The following is a 16,987-nucleotide window of genomic DNA, read 5'->3' on the forward strand; positions in this document are numbered from 1 at the left end:
ACCTTCCTGCCTAAAACAAAGCATTCTCAGCAAGCTCCCCTGCCCTGAAACCTCAAAAACTGTTAAAATGCGAGGCTGCTTGAGCAGATATTATTTTTTGTGCAAAACCGATGTTGACGTGAAACAAACTTAAAGTCGGTTTCATCGTAATTCCAATACCACCATCGGTATAATCGCCGTTGATGTGCTTTCAGCGACACTCACAGGTCGTCTGAAATGTAACAAAGCTACTTTTCTTTTTTCATCCTCATTTGGAGAATATTTATGAGCGCAATCGTTGATATTTTTGCCCGCGAGATTTTGGATTCACGCGGCAACCCCACCGTAGAATGCGATGTATTGCTGGAGTCCGGCGTAATGGGCCGTGCCGCCGTACCGAGCGGTGCGTCTACCGGTCAAAAAGAGGCTTTGGAACTTCGCGACGGCGACAAATCCCGCTACTCGGGCAAAGGCGTATTGAAAGCAGTTGAACACGTCAACAACCAAATTGCCCAAGCCCTGATCGGCATCGATGCCAACGAACAGTCCTACATCGACAAAATCATGATCGAGCTGGACGGCACTGAAAACAAAGGCAATTTGGGTGCGAATGCTACTTTGGCGGTTTCTATGGCTGTTGCCCGCGCGGCTGCCGAAGATTCAGGTCTGCCGCTGTACCGTTACTTGGGCGGCGCCGGTCCTATGGCTTTGCCTGTTCCGATGATGAACGTTATCAACGGCGGCGAACATGCCAATAACAGCCTGAACATTCAAGAATTTATGATTATGCCTGTCGGCGCAAAATCCTTCCGCGAAGCCCTGCGCTGCGGCGCCGAAATTTTCCACGCGCTGAAAAAACTGTGCGACGGTAAAGGCTTCCCGACTACTGTCGGAGATGAAGGCGGTTTCGCACCTAACCTGAACAGCCACAAAGAAGCCCTGCAACTGATGGTTGAAGCAACCGAAGCCGCTGGTTACAAAGCAGGCGATGATGTCTTGTTTGCTTTGGACTGCGCATCCAGCGAGTTCTACAAAGACGGCAAATACCACTTGGAAGCCGAAGGCCGTTCTTACACCAGCGCAGAATTTGCCGAATACCTTGAGGGCTTGGTTAACGAATTCCCGATTATCTCCATCGAAGACGGTATGGATGAAAACGACTGGGACGGCTGGAAACTTCTCACCGAAAAACTCGGCAACAAAGTACAACTGGTTGGCGACGACTTGTTCGTAACCAATCCGAAAATCCTTGCCGAAGGCATCGAAAAAGGCGTGGCAAACGCATTGCTGGTCAAAGTCAACCAAATCGGTACTTTGAGCGAAACCTTGCAAGCGGTTGACTTGGCAAAACGCAGCCGTTACGCCAGCGTAATGAGCCACCGTTCGGGCGAAACTGAAGACAGCACCATTGCCGACTTGGCAGTCGCTACCAACTGTATGCAGATCAAAACCGGTTCATTGAGCCGATCCGACCGCATGGCGAAATACAACCAACTGCTGCGCATCGAGGAAGAATTGGCAGAAGCTGCCTACTACCCCGGCAAAGCCGCATTCTATCAACTGGGCAAATAAGAAAAGGTATTGATGTATGAAGTGGGTAACTGTTGTTTTATCCATCGCGCTTGCTTACTGCCAATACAGCCTTTGGTTTGGAAAAGGCAGTATCGGGCATACGGAAGAATTGCAGGAACAACTTTCCGTGCAGGAGGAGAAAAACCAGACGCTCACTTTGCGCAACCAGTTCCTTGCTGCGGAAGTCGATGATTTGGCGAACGGTCAAGAAGCGATTTCTGAAATTGCCCGTGTGGAATTGGGTTACGTCCAAGACGGCGAAACCTATTACCGTTTTATCGAACGCAGCCGTTAATTGCCCTGATGGGAATAAAAGGTCGTCTGAAAAATTTCAGACGACCTTCTTTTATCTGTAGCTTGGACTTTCCCCGCGAAAACAACTTGGTTTTATAAAAATATTCAGAGTTTGCTGCTACTTCAAACTTTCATATTCCTACCTATGCGGAAATGACGGTATTAATGAGAGTATCTTAATTTTAAATTGTACAAAAAATGAAATGTCCTCAAATAGTGAAATCAACTAAAAATAGAAATAAGAATTGATTGCATTTGACTTTTGAACTAATATAACGCCATTCTTCCTACCTCGTCTGAAGCTTGCCATGCGTTACCACTTTCCGATTTCTGTCGATATGTTTGACTTTCTGACCACAGGCCGATTTGATTATCTGGAAATCGGACAAACTGCAGAAATGATTTTACAAATGTTCCCCGCTCCCGAATGCGTTCCTAAAGGGCTTTTAGTGAAAAAGGGATGGAATATCTGGCTTTATGGCAATATTGAACTGCATTTTTCAGACGACCGCCTTACTCAAATCCGTGCTGATTTCCAACCCGGAGAGCCATTAAACGGAGGACGCTGGTTAAGTCTTAATCCCTGGTTCTTCAATCATGCAGACAAGCTTGATTTGTATTCGACTATTGCAAAACTGGTACAGCACCGCATCGACTTTATCAAAATAGATACACCTTCCGCACTGATTTTGCGCTTGCAAAGCGGTGTGGAGCTGATGTTTGAGAAATTCAGCGGACAGCGGTTATTTGCATTTTGCAAACAGAAAACCACGCTTCCTCAATGGGCGCATGAGCCGGTATAAATTTATGGCGTATTGAACCCATCTGTCTCAAACTCTCCTTCGTCTCATCATAATAAAAAGGTCGTCTGAAATCGATTTTCAGACGACCTTTTTGTTAGGCAACGCGGTATCAAAGTTTCTTCATATAGTGGATTAACTTTAAACCAGTACGGCGTTGCCTCGCCTTGTCCTGATTTAAATTTAATCCACTATACCCGCTATTGATTTGGCTTTAGCATCAGCCTCTTTTCGCTGGACGGCTTGGTTTCGAGCCGAAAGAATCGTTGGCTTTACGTTTGCCTTTGAAGCCTTCGCCGCCTTTCTTAAATCCTTCTTTTTTGAAACCTTCGCCGCGCGATTTGCCACCGAAGCCTTCTTTGCCCGGTTTCTTATCGCCGCGCCAGCCGCCGGATTTTCTATCGCCCCAGCCACCTTTGCCTTTCGGCTTGCCACCTGCGGATTTGCGCTTGCGGGTCGGTTCCATGCCTTCGACGGTCAGCTCGGGCAATTTACGGCCGATGTATTTTTCGATTTTGTGTACTTTGACGTATTCGTTCACTTCGGCGAAGGTAATCGCAATACCCGTGCGCCCTGCCCGTCCGGTACGGCCGATGCGGTGAACGTAGTCTTCCGCCTGTTTCGGCAGGTCGTAGTTGATGACGTGGGTAATGGTCGGCACGTCGATACCGCGTGCGGCAACGTCGGTGGCAACCAAAATTTTGCAGCGGCCTTTGCGCAAATCCATCAGCGTGCGGTTACGCCAGCCTTGCGGCATGTCGCCGTGCAGGCAGTTGGCGGCGAAACCTTTTTCATACAAATCATCGGCGATGACTTCGGTCATGGCTTTGGTGGACGTGAAAATCACGCATTGGTCGATGTTGGCATCGCGCAGGATGTGGTCGAGCAGGCGGTTTTTGTGGCGCATATCGTCGCAGTACAGCAGCTGCTCTTCGATTTTGCCTTGGTCGTCCACGCGCTCGACTTCGATGATTTCAGGGTTTTTCGTCAGTTTGCGTGCGAGTTTGCCGACTGCGCCGTCCCAAGTGGCGGAGAACAATAAAGTCTGACGGTCGGTCGGGGTGGCTTCGACGATGGTTTCAATGTCGTCGATAAAACCCATGTCCAACATACGGTCGGCTTCGTCCAAAATCAGCACTTCCAAGCGGGCGAAATCGACTTTGCCGCTTTGCATCAAGTCCATCAGACGGCCCGGCGTGGCGACAATCAGGTCAACCGGTTTGCTCAAGGCGCGGGTTTGGTAGCCGAAAGATGCGCCGCCGACGATGCTGACGGTGCGGAACCAACGCATATTTTTGGCGTACGCCAGCGCGTTTTTCTCAACTTGCGCCGCCAATTCGCGGGTCGGCGTCAATACCAACGCGCGCGGGCCTTTGCCCGGTTTCTCGCTGCGTTTGGTCAGCCGCTGCAACGTCGGCAGCAGGAAGGCGGCGGTTTTGCCGGAGCCGGTTTGCGCCGAAGCCATGATGTCGCGGCCTTCCAAAGCAAACGGAATGGCTTGCGCCTGAATCGGCGTCGGGCTTTCGTAACCCTCGCTGCGCACGGCGGACAAGATGTTTTTATCAAGGTTCAAATCGGCAAATTTAATAGACATGGCTATCCTAAAGAGACAACAACGCGCACGTCTGAACGGTTTTCAGACGACCTGAAGCAAAGGAAAGTAACGATACGGGAAATGTGAAGTTACAGGGTTGTCGCAAGCATCTTGCTTGTGGTTAACATCGACGACAACCTGCATAGAAAGGCTTGGCAAATCAGCAAGCAATAAAAGAAACGCGCCCGAAACAGCGGTTTAGGTTGGAAGACGATGGCTTCGTATAAAAAGGCGAACGGCGGATAATATAGATTTTATGGACAACGGTCAAGCAAAAAGGCATCAAGTGCGTTAAAATCCAAACCCTTCCCAATCCTCATTCAGGCCGTCTGAAACCATGACCGACATCACACCCTTCGCCAACCGCATGGGCAAAAACATCAAACACCTCATGAAATGGGCGAAACGCAACGGCATCGAAGCCTGGCGTATTTACGACCGCGACATCCCCCAATTCCCCTTTGCCGTCGATGTTTACGGCGACCAAATCCACCTTCAGGAATACGATACCGGCTGGCTGATGCAGCCCGAAGAATACGAAGCGTGGCTTGCCGAAGTATTGGAAGCCGTCGCCTTCGTTACCGGTTTTGCGCCCGAACAAATCCACCTCAAACGCCGCGAACGCCAAAAAGGCTTGCAGCAATACGAGAAAACCGGCAAAACCGGCGACGATTTCGTCATCACCGAAAACGTCCGCCAGTTTTGGGTCAACCTCGACAAATACCTCGACACCGGCCTCTTTCTCGACCACCGCAACACGCGCAAAAAAGTCGGCGAAACCGCAGCGGGCAAACGCTTCCTCAACCTGTTTTCCTACACAGGCAGCTTCACCGTCTATGCCGCCACCGGCGGCGCAGCGTCCAGCGAAACCGTCGATTTGTCCAACACCTATCTCGATTGGGCGAAACGCAATTTCGAACTCAACGGCATCAGCCCCGAACAACACAAAATCATCCGCGCCGACGTGTTCCAATACCTGCAAAACGCCGCCGCCGAAGGCAAACAGTTCGACCTCATCGTCATGGATCCGCCCAGCTTCTCCAACAGCAAAAAGATGCTTGACATCCTCGACATCCAGCGCGACCACAAAAAGCTGATTGACGGCGCAATGAGCCTGCTCGCTTCAGACGGTCTTTTGTACTTCTCCAACAACTTGCGCAGCTTCGTCTTGGACGATTCGGTATCGGAACAATACGCCGTCAAAGACATTTCCAAACAATCCGTTCCCGACGATTTCCGCAACAAGAAAATCCATCAGTGTTGGGAAATCAGACATAAATAACCGCCCTCTTCCAATTATTTTGAACTGATTACACACCATGCCCAAACCGCTCATCATCCGCTGGCTCGTCGTCTGCCTGATACCCTTGGCGACGCTTGCCGTTTTCGCCGTCAATCCGCCCGAAGATGCGGCGCAACACTTAATCAACGGCATCATCCTTGCCTGCGAAGCGACGTTTCTGTTCAAATTCGTCCTTTTCGACACCATCAAGCATCATCTTAAGCAAGAGTTTGATTTGAAACGTCAAACCATGCTGCTGTTTATCCCAATCGTTTTGCTGATTGTGTATTTGTTCCACTATTTCGGCGCGTTTTAGTTTTGAAAAGGTCGTCTAAAACCGATTTCAGACGACCTCGAGTCTTTTATGAATACACACGCTTTTCCTGTTTGTTGGATTTTTTGCAACGTCATCGACAATTTCGGCGACATCGGCGTTTCCTTGCGGCTTGCCCGTGTTTTGCACCGTGAACTCGGTTGGCAGGTGCATTTGTGGACGGACGATGTGTCCGCCTTGCGTGCGCTTTGTCCCGATTTGCCCGACGTTCCCTGCGTTCATCAGGATATTCATGTCCGCACTTGGCATGCTGAAGTGGCGGATATTAATAATGCGCCTGTTCCCGATAATGTCATCGAAACTTTCGCCTGTGATCTGCCTGAAAATGTGTTGCACATCATCCGCCAACACAAGCCGCTTTGGCTGAATTGGGAATATTTGAGCGCGGAAGAAAGCAATGAAAGGCTGCACCTGATGCCTTCACCGCAGGAGGGTGTTCAAAAATATTTTTGGTTTATGGGTTTCAGCGAAAAAAGCGGCGGGCTGATACGCGAACGCGATTACCGTGATGCCGTCCGTTTCGATACCAAAGCCTTGCGAGAGCGGCTGATGTTGCCCGAAAAAAATGCCCCCGAATGGCTGCTTTTCGGCTATCGGAGCGATGTTTGGGCAAAATGGCTGGACATGTGGCAACAGGTAGGCAGCCCGATAACCCTGCTGCTGGCAGGTACGCAAATCATCGACAGCCTCAAACAAAGCGGCGTCATTCCGCAAAACGCCCTGCAAAACGACGGCGATGTTTTTCAGACGACCTCTGTCCGCCTCGTCAAAATCCCTTTCGTGCCGCAACAGGATTTCGACAAACTGCTGCACCTCGCCGACTGCGCCGTGATACGCGGCGAAGACAGTTTCGTCCGCGCCCAGCTTGCCGGCAAATCCTTCTTTTGGCACATCTACCCGCAAGACGAGAATGTCCATCTCGACAAACTCCACGCCTTTTGGGATAAGGCACACGGCTTCTACACGCCCGAAACCGCCTCGGCACACCGCCGCCTTTCAGACGACCTCAACGGCGGAGAGGCATTATCCGCCACACAACGCCTCGAATGTTGGCAAATCCTGCAACAACACCAAAACGACTGGCGGCAAGGCGCGGAGGACTGGAGCCGTCATCTTTTTAAGCAACCTTCCGCCCCCGAAAAACTCGCCGCCTTTATTTCAAAGCTTAAAAAAATACGCTAAAATAGCGCGTTTATTTACAACCGATTTGATTGGACAATACATGAAAACAGCACAAGAACTGCGCGCCGGCAACGTATTCATGGTCGGCAACGATCCTATGGTCGTTCAAAAAACCGAATACATCAAAGGCGGCCGCTCTTCCGCCAAAGTCAGCATGAAACTGAAAAACCTGCTGACCGGTGCCGCTTCCGAAACCATTTACAAAGCCGACGACAAATTCGACGTCGTCATCCTGTCCCGCAAAAACTGTACTTACAGCTACTTTGCCGACCCTATGTACGTCTTCATGGACGAAGAATTCAACCAATACGAAATCGAAGCCGACAACATCGGCGATGCGTTGAAATTCATCGTTGACGGCATGGAAGACCAATGCGAAGTAACCTTCTACGAAGGCAACCCCATTTCTGTCGAGCTGCCTACCATCATCGTACGCGAAGTTGAATACACCGAGCCTGCCGTTAAAGGCGATACTTCCGGCAAAGTGATGAAAACCGCGCGTCTGGTCGGCGGCACTGAAATCCAAGTGATGTCTTACATCGAAAACGGCGACAAAGTCGAAATCGATACCCGTACCGGCGAATTCCGCAAACGCGCTTAAGCATCAGCTTCGGTTCAAGATAAAAGGTCGTCTGAAAAGTTTCAGACGACCTTTTATCTATTTTTACAACCATCGTTCTGCAAGTTGCCCGGATTTGCCGCATTGCCCCGCAAAACGCCCTTTCCAAGCCGTTTTTATGCTAAAATTCGAGCTAATTTTTGCCATACGAAATAAAGAAAACCATGACCGACGCAACTATCCGCAACGACCATAAATTCGCACTCGAAACCCTGCCCGTCAGCCTTGAAGACGAAATGCGCAAAAGCTATCTCGATTACGCCATGAGCGTGATTGTCGGCCGCGCGCTGCCCGATGTGCGCGACGGTTTGAAGCCGGTGCACCGCCGCGTGCTTTACGCCATGCACGAGCTGAAAAACAACTGGAATGCCGCCTACAAAAAATCGGCGCGTATCGTCGGCGACGTCATCGGTAAATACCATCCGCACGGCGATTCCGCGGTTTACGACACCATCGTGCGCATGGCGCAGGATTTTTCGATGCGCTACGTCTTAATCGACGGTCAGGGCAACTTCGGTTCGGTTGACGGCGACGGCGCCGCGGCCATGCGTTATACCGAAATCCGCATGGCGAAAATCGCCCACGAAATGCTGGCGGACATCGAAGAAGAAACCGTCAATTTTGGTCCGAACTACGACGGCAGCGAACACGAGCCGCTGGTGTTGCCGACCCGCTTCCCCGCGCTGTTGGTCAACGGCTCGTCCGGTATCGCCGTCGGTATGGCGACCAACATCCCGCCGCACAACCTCACCGACACCATCAACGCCTGTCTGCGTCTTTTGGACGAACCCGAAACCGAAATCGACGAATTGATCAACATCCTGCAAGCCCCCGATTTCCCGACCGGCGCGACCATCTACGGCTTGAGCGGCGTGCGCGAAGGCTATAAAACCGGCCGCGGCCGCGTCGTCATGCGCGGTAAAACCCATATCGAACCGATAGGCAAAAACGGCGAACGCGAAGCCATCATCATCGACGAAATCCCGTATCAGGTGAACAAAGCCAAGCTGGTGGAAAAAATCGGCGAACTGGTGCGCGAAAAAACGTTGGAAGGCGTATCCGACCTGCGCGACGAATCCGACAAATCCGGTATGCGCGTCGTTATCGAATTGAAACGTAACGAAAACGCCGAAGTCGTTTTAAACCAACTCTATAAACTCACCCAGCTTCAAGACAGCTTCGGTATCAACATGGTTGCTTTGGTTGACGGTCAGCCGCGCCTGTTGAACCTGAAACAGATTTTGGCGGAATTCCTGCGCCACCGTCGTGAAGTCGTAACCCGCCGCACCCTGTTCCGCCTGAAAAAAGCGCGTCATGAAGGCCATATCGCTGAAGGTAAAGCCGTCGCCCTGTCCAATATCGACGAGATGATTCGCCTCATCAAAGAATCTGCCGACGCGCCTGAAGCCAAAGAAAAACTGCTGTCCCGTGCATGGCGCAGCGGTTTGGTGGAAGACATGCTGAGCCGTACCGACCTCGACCTGCGCATGGCGCGTCCCGAAGGTCTGCCCGCCAATCTCGGCTTGCAGGAACAAGGCTATTATCTGAGCGAAATCCAGGCTGACGCCATCCTGCGCATGAGCCTGCGCAACCTGACCGGCCTTGACCAAGAAGAAATCGTCGGCGACTACAAAAACATCATGGCAAAAATCATCGACTATTTGGACATTTTGGCGAAACCGGAACGCATCACCCAAATCATCCGCGAAGAATTGGAAGAAACCAAAACCAATTTCGGCGACGAACGCCGCAGCGAAATCAACCCGTTCGGCGGCGACATTGCCGATGAAGACCTGATTCCGCAACGAGAAATGGTTGTTACCCTGACCCACGGCGGCTATATCAAAACCCAGCCGACCACCGACTATCAGGCGCAGCGTCGCGGCGGACGCGGCAAACAGGCGGCGGCAACCAAAGACGAAGACTTCATCGAAACCCTGTTTGTTGCGAATACGCATGACTATTTGATGTGTTTCACCAACCTCGGCAAGTGCCATTGGATTAAGGTTTACAAACTGCCCGAAGGTGGACGCAACAGCCGCGGGCGTCCGATTAACAACGTCATCCAGTTGGAAGAAGGCGAAAAAGTCAGCGCCATCCTCGCTGTGCGCGAATTCCCCGAAGACCAATACGTCTTCTTCGCCACCGCGCAAGGCATGGTGAAAAAAGTCCAGCTTTCCGCCTTCAAAAACGTCCGCAGCCAAGGCATCAAAGCCATCGCGCTCAAAGAGGGCGACTACCTCGTCGGCGCCGCGCAAACCAGCGGCTCGGACGACATCATGCTGTTCTCCAACTTGGGCAAAGCCATCCGTTTCAACGAATACTGGGAAAAATCCGGTAACGACGAAGCGGAAGATGCCGACATCGAAACCGAAATTTTAGATGACCTTGAAGACGAAACCGCCGACAACGAAAACGCCCTGCCAAGCGGCAAACACGGTGTGCGTCCGTCCGGTCGCGGCAGCGGCGGCTTACGCGGTATGCGCCTGCCTGCCGACGGCAAAATCGTCAGCCTGATTACCTTTGCCCCTGAAGCCGCTCAAAGCGATTTGCAAGTGCTGACTGCCACCGCCAACGGCTACGGCAAGCGTACCCCGATTGCCGATTACAGCCGTAAAAACAAAGGCGGACAAGGCAATATCGCCATCAACACCGGCGAGCGCAACGGCGATTTGGTTGCTGCAACCTTGGTCGGCGAAACCGACGACCTGATGCTGATTACCAGCGGCGGCGTCCTCATCCGCACCAAAGTCGAACAAATCCGCGAAACCGGCCGCGCCGCAGCAGGCGTGCGCCTGATTAATCTGGACGAAGGCGAACAACTGGTCAGCCTCGAGCGGGTAGCGGAAGAGCCGGAAGACGAATCAGTTTCAGGTGAAGAAAACACTGGTGAGACAAACGTAACGACAGAAGACAACACACCGCAATAAAGCAAGAAACAGGCAGAAACCTTTGCAAAATTCCTTTTCCCCCGACAACCGAAACCCAAACACAGGTTTTCGTCTATTTCCGCTCCTAATTGCTCCTGATTTTACCCAAATGCCCCCTTAATCCTCCCCGGACGCCCCATAATCAGGCATCCGGGCCGCCTTTTAGGCGGCAACAGGCACACTTAGCCTGTTAGCCGCTTTCAACAGGTTCAAACACATCGCCTTCAGATGGCTTTGCGCACTCACTTTACACAGACCAAAATAGGCTGCCCGGGCGTAGCGGAATTTACGGTGCAGCGTACCGAAGCTTTGTTCGACCACATAACGGGTCTTCGACAAATATCGGTTACGTTTGGTTTGCGCTTCCGTCAGCGGACGGTTGCGGCAGGCTTTGCGCATAATGCCGTCTAACAACTGATGCTCTTTCAGATGTTGTCGGTTTTCCGCACTGTCGTAGCCTTTATCGGCATAGACGGTCGTATCTTCGGCAATGCCTTCCAACAAAGGCAACAGGTGGTTGCACTCATGGGTATTGGCAGGAGTGATGTGCAGTTTCTCGATATAGCCTTCCTCATCGGTACGGGTATGTTGTTTGTAACCGAGTTTGTAGAGGCCGTTTTTCTTTGTCCAACGGGCATCTTTGTCCTTACTCGGTGTGGTTTGTCCGCTGACTTGTCCTTCCTCGTCGACTTCTATGGCCTGACGCTGTTTGCTGCCGGCGGTCTGAATAATGATGGCGTCAACACGTTCCCTCCTTCCCAGTTCACTCAATCATATTAAAATAAAAACGGCAGCTTTAATAAGCTGCCGTTTCCCATATTTATGATTTATTTCCCGAGTCTTCAAAAGACTCAATCGGAGCAGATTCCTGAGCAACAGTTTGAGGTTTAGGCTCTGGTTCGGATGGTTCCGCATTATCCTGACGTATATTGTGGCTGTAATCTTTAGGCGGGCTAGGTTGTTTGCCTGCCATAATTTCCAATACTTGATCACGATCGATGGTTTCCCAATCTATCAAGGCTTTACACATGGTCTCCATTTTATCGCGGTTTTCATCAAGGATTTTGTAGGCCACCTGATATTGCTCGTCCAAAATACGGCGTACTTCAGCATCAATATCTTGTTGCGTTTTTTCGGAAATGTTTTGAGAACGGGTAACGCTGCGTCCCAAGAACACTTCGCCTTCATTCTCCGCATAAACCATTACGCCCATTTTATCGCTCATCCCATAGCGCGTAACCATTTCGCGCGCTATTTGCGTAGCACGTTCGAAATCATTGGACGCGCCGGTGGAAATACGGCCGACGAAGATGTCTTCGGCAATACGACCGCCGAACAAGATGGAAAGCTGGCTCAGCATTTGGTCTTTGTACATACTAATACGGTCGCGTTCTGGAAGCTGCCAAGTCAAACCAAGCGCACGGCCGCGCGGCATAATGGTCACCTTGTGGACAGGGTCAGTAAATGGCAGGCTTTCGGCAACAATCGCGTGACCAGCTTCATGGTAGGCAGTCGCACGTTTTTCGTCTTCATGCATTACCATGCTGCGGCGTTCGGGACCCATATAGATTTTGTCTTTGGCATCTTCGAAATCGCTTTGATCAACTTTGGTTTTATTCCGACGGCCTGCAAACAGGGCGGCTTCATTAACCAAGTTAGCCAAATCCGCACCGGAAAAACCGGGAGTACCTCGGGCCAAAGAACCCAAATCGACAGATGCATCCAAAGGCACTTTTTTTGCGTGTACTTTCAAAATCTGTTCACGACCACGGATATCGGGTAGTGGAACCACCACTTGTCGGTCGAAACGGCCGGGACGTTGCAAGGCGGGGTCTAATACGTCCGGACGGTTGGTTGCGGCAATGACGATAACGGTCTGATTACTTTCAAAACCGTCCATCTCGACCAAAAGCTGGTTCAAGGTTTGTTCGCGCTCATCATTACCACCGCCCAAACCGGCACCGCGCTGACGGCCGACAGCGTCGATTTCGTCAATAAAAATGATACAAGGAGCGTTTTTCTTCGCTTGTTCAAACATATCGCGCACGCGGCTTGCACCGACCCCGACGAACATTTCAACAAAGTCAGAACCTGAGATGCTGAAGAACGGTACTCCTGCTTCGCCTGCAATGGCTTTTGCCAACAAAGTTTTACCGGTACCCGGGCTGCCTGCCAGTAAGATACCGCGCGGAACGCGTCCGCCCAAACTTTGATAACGGCTTGGAGCTTTCAGGTAATCAACGATTTCCTGCACTTCCTCTTTTGCCTCATCGCAACCGGCAACATCGGCAAAGGTAACTTTGTTGGCATCTTTGTCCAGAAGACGGGCACGGCTTTTACCGAAAGAGAATGCGCCCCCCTTACCGCCGCCACCGCTTTGCATACGCATAAAATAAAACCATGCGCCAATCAGCAGCAATACCGGCAACAGGCTGTAAAACAGGCTGGCGAGCATGCTTGGTTTTTCTTCGGGGATAACGTTGACGCGGACTTTATTGTCCAAAAGCGTTTTAACCAAATTATCGTCCAAAGGCGCATTGGTGAAGAAAGAGGTTTTATCGGTACGCTCGCCTTTAATCAGATAACCGCTGACGACTGAGCCTTCGATATTGACATTGGCTACTTCACCGTTGTTTACCTGTTGGATAAATTGAGAGTATTCGATTTGCTGCTTGTTTTCCTGCTTGCTGGTCAGAGCATTGAACGCAGCCATCAAGCCGACGCACAAAGCAACCCAGAGCAGAATTGACTTAAAGGTATTCCCCACTTAGCCAGGCTCCATGATATAAAGATAAACGAAAGAAAGATTTTAAAACACGCTGCTTGTATTGTCAGCGTTTATTTTTTCCTAATAAATAAATCTCACTGGAACGATTGCGCGATGCCTCGGGCTTGCGCGTCTGCACCGTTCCGAAGATTTCACGCATGGCTGCCATATATTCCTGATAGCCCGCTCCCTGAAATACTTTCACCAAAAAGCTGCCGCCCGTTTTCAAATGATTGACGGCAAAGTCCAAAGCCAGTTCACATAAATAAAAGCTGCGGGCTTGGTCGGTTACGGCGTTACCCGACATATTGGGTGCCATATCGCAAATTACAAGGTCTAGCGGACGGGCGTCCAGCAGGGTTTCAAATTGCGCCAATACTTCGTCTTCCCTGAAGTCGCCCTGAATAAAAGAAACACCTTCTATTTCATCCATAGGCAGGATATCCAATGCGAACACTCGTCCTGAATTGCCGACCAGTTTTGCCGCGACTTGCGACCAGCTTCCCGGTGCGCTGCCTAAATCCGCCAAAACCGTGCCGGGTTTGATTAATTTGTCTTTTTCGTTGATTTCCAGCAGTTTATATGCAGCGCGGGCGCGATAACCGTCTTTTTGCGCCATGTGGACGTAATGATCGTTTACGTGTTCGTGAAGCCAGGCTTTTGATGATTTTGAACGTACTGCCATAATTTATTTAATGATATAGAGAAACGCCGTATTGTACGTTATTTTCCCCCGAGATTGCGCCAAATCGCGTACAATGCCGCATTATTCTTTCTTTTCAAGCATTAGAACATGACTGACAATAAATTAAGCACCAAAGAAATTTTGGAATTGAAAGCCCGCGCCCACCACCTTCATCCCGTTGTAATGGTGGGACAACAAGGTTTGACCGAGTCCGTTATCAAAGAAACCGATGCCGCTCTGACGGCGCATGAGTTAATCAAAGTCCGTGTATTCGGCGACGACCGCGCCGAACGCGTTGAAATTTGCAATGCGTTGTGCGAAGCCGTCGATGCGCAACTGGTTCAGCATATCGGTAAGCTGTTGGTGTTGTGGCGTAAAAACTTGGAGGCTTGAGAAAGCGTTTGGTTCCAAACAATGAGAGGTCGTCTGAAAAACTATCAAGGCTTTCAGACGACTTTCGTTTAATAAATCTTGAAATCAGTATAGAAACAACAGCAGATTATTTATCCCTTGATATAAAAGGTCGTCTGAAAACCCTGATTGGGGATTTTCAGACGACCTTTGTCTTTGCCGGTTGGTCTATCCGGATATTAGAAATCCAATTCCGCTTTCAGCCAGTAAGTACGCGGCATGCCGACGACGGCGAAGCTGCGGTCGTATTGGCCGCGCTGTACCTGCCAGTAGTTTTTGTTGAACAGGTTTTCTACCGAGCTGCTGACGGTCAGGGTGTTTTTACCCAGTTTGGTTTTGTAGCGCGCGCCTACGTCAACCAAGGTATAGGATGGGAAGGCGTATTGCTTTTGAGTGTCTTGGTAAGACTTGCCGAAGTACGAAACGTTGCCGTTCAAGGTCAAGCCTTTGGCAAACGGGGTGTCCCATTCCACGCCCGCTTTGGCAATCACGCGCGGGTTGGCGACTTGCACGCCGTTAACAAGATTGTCGGCGAAATTCGGGTAATCTTTTACGGTCGATTGCAGATACATCAAACCAAAGCTCGGACGCAGGGTTTTGTTCAACAAATTGGCATAGGTATTGAACTCGATACCGCGGCTGCGTTCCATGCCTTGCTCGGAACCGCTATAAGCCAAGCCTGCATTTTTGCGCGCTGCGAAATCAGTTCCTGAAGTCGTGTTGCCGCGCCAGTAGCCCGGGCGTTTGATTTGGAACGCGTTTAAAGTGGTGACAAAGTCGCCCCAGTTTTTGCGTACGCCGACTTCAAATTGGCGGCTGACGCGCGGATCTGCCATCGTTACATGACCGTCGTCATCGGTACGGATGTCGGACGGCTCCAAATCTTCCATATAGTTTCCGTAAACCACCAAATCAGGCTGCGGAACCCATGCCGCCATCAACATCGGGCTGAAACGGCTTGCATCCGCTTTGCGGCCGTTTAATTTGTTTTTCTGCTCGACGGCTTGGAAACGCCCGCCCAAAGTGAGTCGGTATTTGTTGTCGGCAAAACCAAGCGTGTCAGATACCGCCAAACTGTTTACTTTGATTACGGTATCCAATGAAGGCGTTGCACTCCACGCGCTTCCTAAGTTGGAATCCAATTTTGCCAATTGGGTCGGAATATCAAGGCTTGGATCGATAACGCTGCTTCTTGTTTGACGTGCTCCTTGATAAGTAGTACGTTTGCGGTCGATTCGGTCAAATGCGGCACTCCAGTTGTGGCTCACCGGACCGGTTTCAAATTCGCCGCGTGCAGTCAGATTCATACTGAGCGTTTTGAAACGCTGGTCGGTCAAACGTGCGCGACCTGAATTGTAGGTTAAACCGCTGCTCGTAACGGTCGGAGAGGCGAAATTACCGTAATAGCGCGCATTGTTGTAGCCGATACCGCCTGTAATTTGGGCATTTTCAAACGCATCCCATTCGAAGGTCAGCATATTGGTCTGACCGCGCGTGTTTTGAGCCTGCCAGCTCGGCGCCAGATTCACTTTGCCTTCAGGCGCGTCAAACAAGCGGCCGCTGGCGTTTTGAATATCCTGCATACGCGCGCGGCCGCCGTTGGTTTTGCGTTTCGCGTAGATGGAATCGAACGCCACGCGCAGTTTTTCGCCGCGGTAGTCGGCATTCAAGGCAAATTCTTTGTTGTCTTCACTGTAACCGTGGCGCGGGGTATCGCCGTGGCGCAGCTTGCCGTTGGCACGCACGCCGAATTCTTTGTTTTCGCCGAAGCGTTGACCCAAGTCGAATGTGCCTTGAGCACGGTTGTTGCTGAACCAGCCCAAACCGATTTTACGGTTGCCTTCATCTGCAGCTTTTTTGGTCTCGATATTGACGGAACCGGATACCGCGCCTTCAGGGTCCATGCCGTTTACAGTGGTGGACGCGCCTTTAATCAGTTGCGCGGAGCCGACTTGCACGCTGGCTGTGCCTTGCGTGCCGTACATACCTGCCAAACCGTTGACGCTGAATTGGCGCGCATCAAGCTGATAACCGCGGAAATACAGGCCGGTCAATGTGTTGCTTTCGCCGCCGAACTGCCAAACGGAAGCGTCTTTTTTCGCTACGGCATCCACCAAAGTACGCGCTTCGGTGTTGTTGAGGGCTTGTTCGTCGTAGTTGACGACGGTAATCGGCGCGGTAAAGGCATTGGCTTTGCCCAATACGCCCAAGTTCACGCGGTCGCGCAAGTCGCCGTCGCTGGCGATGGAGTAAGAACGGGCGGCTTTGACGCGTTTGGCGTCGGCGCGGACATGGACTTCCTGCAACTGCTGTTGCACTGGGGCTTCGGGCGTCGCTTCATCGGCGGCATAAGAAAATGCGCTCATAATCAAAAGCGGCATCAGGGCTAATTTGCTGTTCATAGATTCCTTCTGTCTTTGAGGTGGGTTATTTTTGTTGCAATAAGCGTTAAAAATCACAAAGTAATTTTGCTGCGGAATTATATTTGATAATATTCTGCTTTTCTATAAAAATTGATGATAACTATTTGTAAAAACA

General features: G+C 50.9%; 13 protein-coding genes and 3 pseudogenes. 11 read left to right on the forward strand and 5 right to left on the reverse strand.

Annotation, left to right across the window (positions count from 1 at the left end; genetic code table 11):
- Positions 1–67 precede the first annotated feature (67 nt).
- The 4 genes and pseudogenes from NM96_04610 (at position 68) to NM96_04625 (ending at position 2,648) form a co-directional block, all read left to right on the forward strand.
- Positions 68–268, forward strand: a pseudogene (locus tag NM96_04610) (hypothetical protein).
- Positions 265–1,551, forward strand: coding sequence for a phosphopyruvate hydratase (locus NM96_04615; GenBank protein AVR78718.1), 1,287 nt, complete (start codon positions 265–267; stop codon positions 1,549–1,551). The pseudogene NM96_04610 and the gene NM96_04615 overlap by 4 nt, the downstream one beginning before the upstream one ends.
- 16 nt (positions 1,552–1,567) lie before the next feature.
- Positions 1,568–1,846, forward strand: coding sequence for a cell division protein FtsB (locus NM96_04620; protein AVR78719.1), 279 nt, complete (start codon positions 1,568–1,570; stop codon positions 1,844–1,846).
- Between the two features lie 307 nt (positions 1,847–2,153).
- Positions 2,154–2,648: a hypothetical protein gene (locus NM96_04625; protein ID AVR78720.1), complete on the forward strand. Its 495-nt coding sequence runs from the start codon at positions 2,154–2,156 to the stop codon at positions 2,646–2,648.
- Between the two features lie 217 nt (positions 2,649–2,865).
- Here the strand turns inward: NM96_04625 and NM96_04630 are convergent, their stop codons facing one another.
- Positions 2,866–4,239, reverse strand: a complete 1,374-nt coding sequence (locus tag NM96_04630; protein AVR78721.1) for an ATP-dependent helicase — start codon at positions 4,237–4,239, stop codon at positions 2,866–2,868.
- A gap of 337 nt (positions 4,240–4,576) precedes the next feature.
- On the opposite strand from NM96_04630, the gene NM96_04635 reads away from it, so the two are divergent.
- The 6 genes and pseudogenes from NM96_04635 (at position 4,577) to NM96_04660 (ending at position 10,780) form a co-directional block, all read left to right on the forward strand.
- The gene (locus tag NM96_04635; GenBank protein ID AVR78722.1) at positions 4,577–5,521 is read left to right on the forward strand and encodes an SAM-dependent methyltransferase; all 945 of its coding nucleotides are present in this window, start codon (positions 4,577–4,579) and stop codon (positions 5,519–5,521) included.
- Positions 5,522–5,558: 37 nt separating this feature from the next.
- On the forward strand, positions 5,559–5,837 hold the full coding sequence (locus NM96_04640) for a hypothetical protein (GenBank protein ID AVR78723.1): 279 nt from the start codon (positions 5,559–5,561) through the stop codon (positions 5,835–5,837).
- A 48-nt stretch (positions 5,838–5,885) separates the two neighbouring features.
- Positions 5,886–7,037, forward strand: coding sequence for an elongation factor P maturation arginine rhamnosyltransferase EarP (gene earP, locus NM96_04645; protein ID AVR78724.1), 1,152 nt, complete (start codon positions 5,886–5,888; stop codon positions 7,035–7,037).
- A 40-nt stretch (positions 7,038–7,077) separates the two neighbouring features.
- Complete coding sequence (efp, locus tag NM96_04650) at positions 7,078–7,638, forward strand: elongation factor P (protein ID AVR78725.1); 561 nt, start codon at positions 7,078–7,080, stop codon at positions 7,636–7,638.
- 182 nt (positions 7,639–7,820) lie between these two features.
- Positions 7,821–10,586 (forward strand): DNA gyrase subunit A, encoded by a 2,766-nt coding sequence (locus tag NM96_04655; GenBank protein ID AVR78726.1) that lies wholly within the window; start codon positions 7,821–7,823, stop codon positions 10,584–10,586.
- A 3-nt stretch (positions 10,587–10,589) separates the two neighbouring features.
- A pseudogene (locus NM96_04660) lies at positions 10,590–10,780 on the forward strand (IS110 family transposase).
- On the opposite strand, the pseudogene NM96_04665 reads toward NM96_04660, so the two are convergent.
- The 3 genes and pseudogenes from NM96_04665 to NM96_04675 form a co-directional block, all read right to left on the reverse strand.
- A pseudogene (locus NM96_04665) lies at positions 10,749–11,330 on the reverse strand (IS5/IS1182 family transposase). The pseudogenes NM96_04660 and NM96_04665 overlap by 32 nt on opposite strands.
- A 76-nt stretch (positions 11,331–11,406) precedes the next feature.
- Positions 11,407–13,353, reverse strand: a complete 1,947-nt coding sequence (locus NM96_04670; GenBank protein AVR78727.1) for an ATP-dependent metallopeptidase FtsH/Yme1/Tma family protein — start codon at positions 13,351–13,353, stop codon at positions 11,407–11,409.
- A gap of 64 nt (positions 13,354–13,417) precedes the next feature.
- A complete protein-coding gene (locus NM96_04675) occupies positions 13,418–14,038 on the reverse strand; it encodes an RlmE family RNA methyltransferase (GenBank protein AVR78728.1) in 621 nt (206 codons plus the stop codon).
- Positions 14,039–14,146: 108 nt separating this feature from the next.
- Here NM96_04675 and yhbY point away from each other — a divergent pair, with 108 nt between their 5' ends.
- Positions 14,147–14,431 carry a ribosome assembly RNA-binding protein YhbY gene (gene yhbY / locus NM96_04680; protein ID AVR78729.1) on the forward strand — a complete coding sequence of 95 codons (285 nt, stop codon included), beginning with the start codon at positions 14,147–14,149 and terminating at the stop codon, positions 14,429–14,431.
- Between the two features lie 197 nt (positions 14,432–14,628).
- On the opposite strand, the gene NM96_04685 is transcribed toward yhbY, so the two are convergent.
- Positions 14,629–16,851: a TonB-dependent receptor gene (locus tag NM96_04685; GenBank protein ID AVR78730.1), complete on the reverse strand. Its 2,223-nt coding sequence runs from the start codon at positions 16,849–16,851 to the stop codon at positions 14,629–14,631.
- Positions 16,852–16,987: the final 136 nt, after the last annotated feature.

It is taken from the genome of Neisseria mucosa, from assembly GCA_003028315.1.
Lineage (GTDB): Bacteria > Pseudomonadota > Gammaproteobacteria > Burkholderiales > Neisseriaceae > Neisseria > Neisseria mucosa.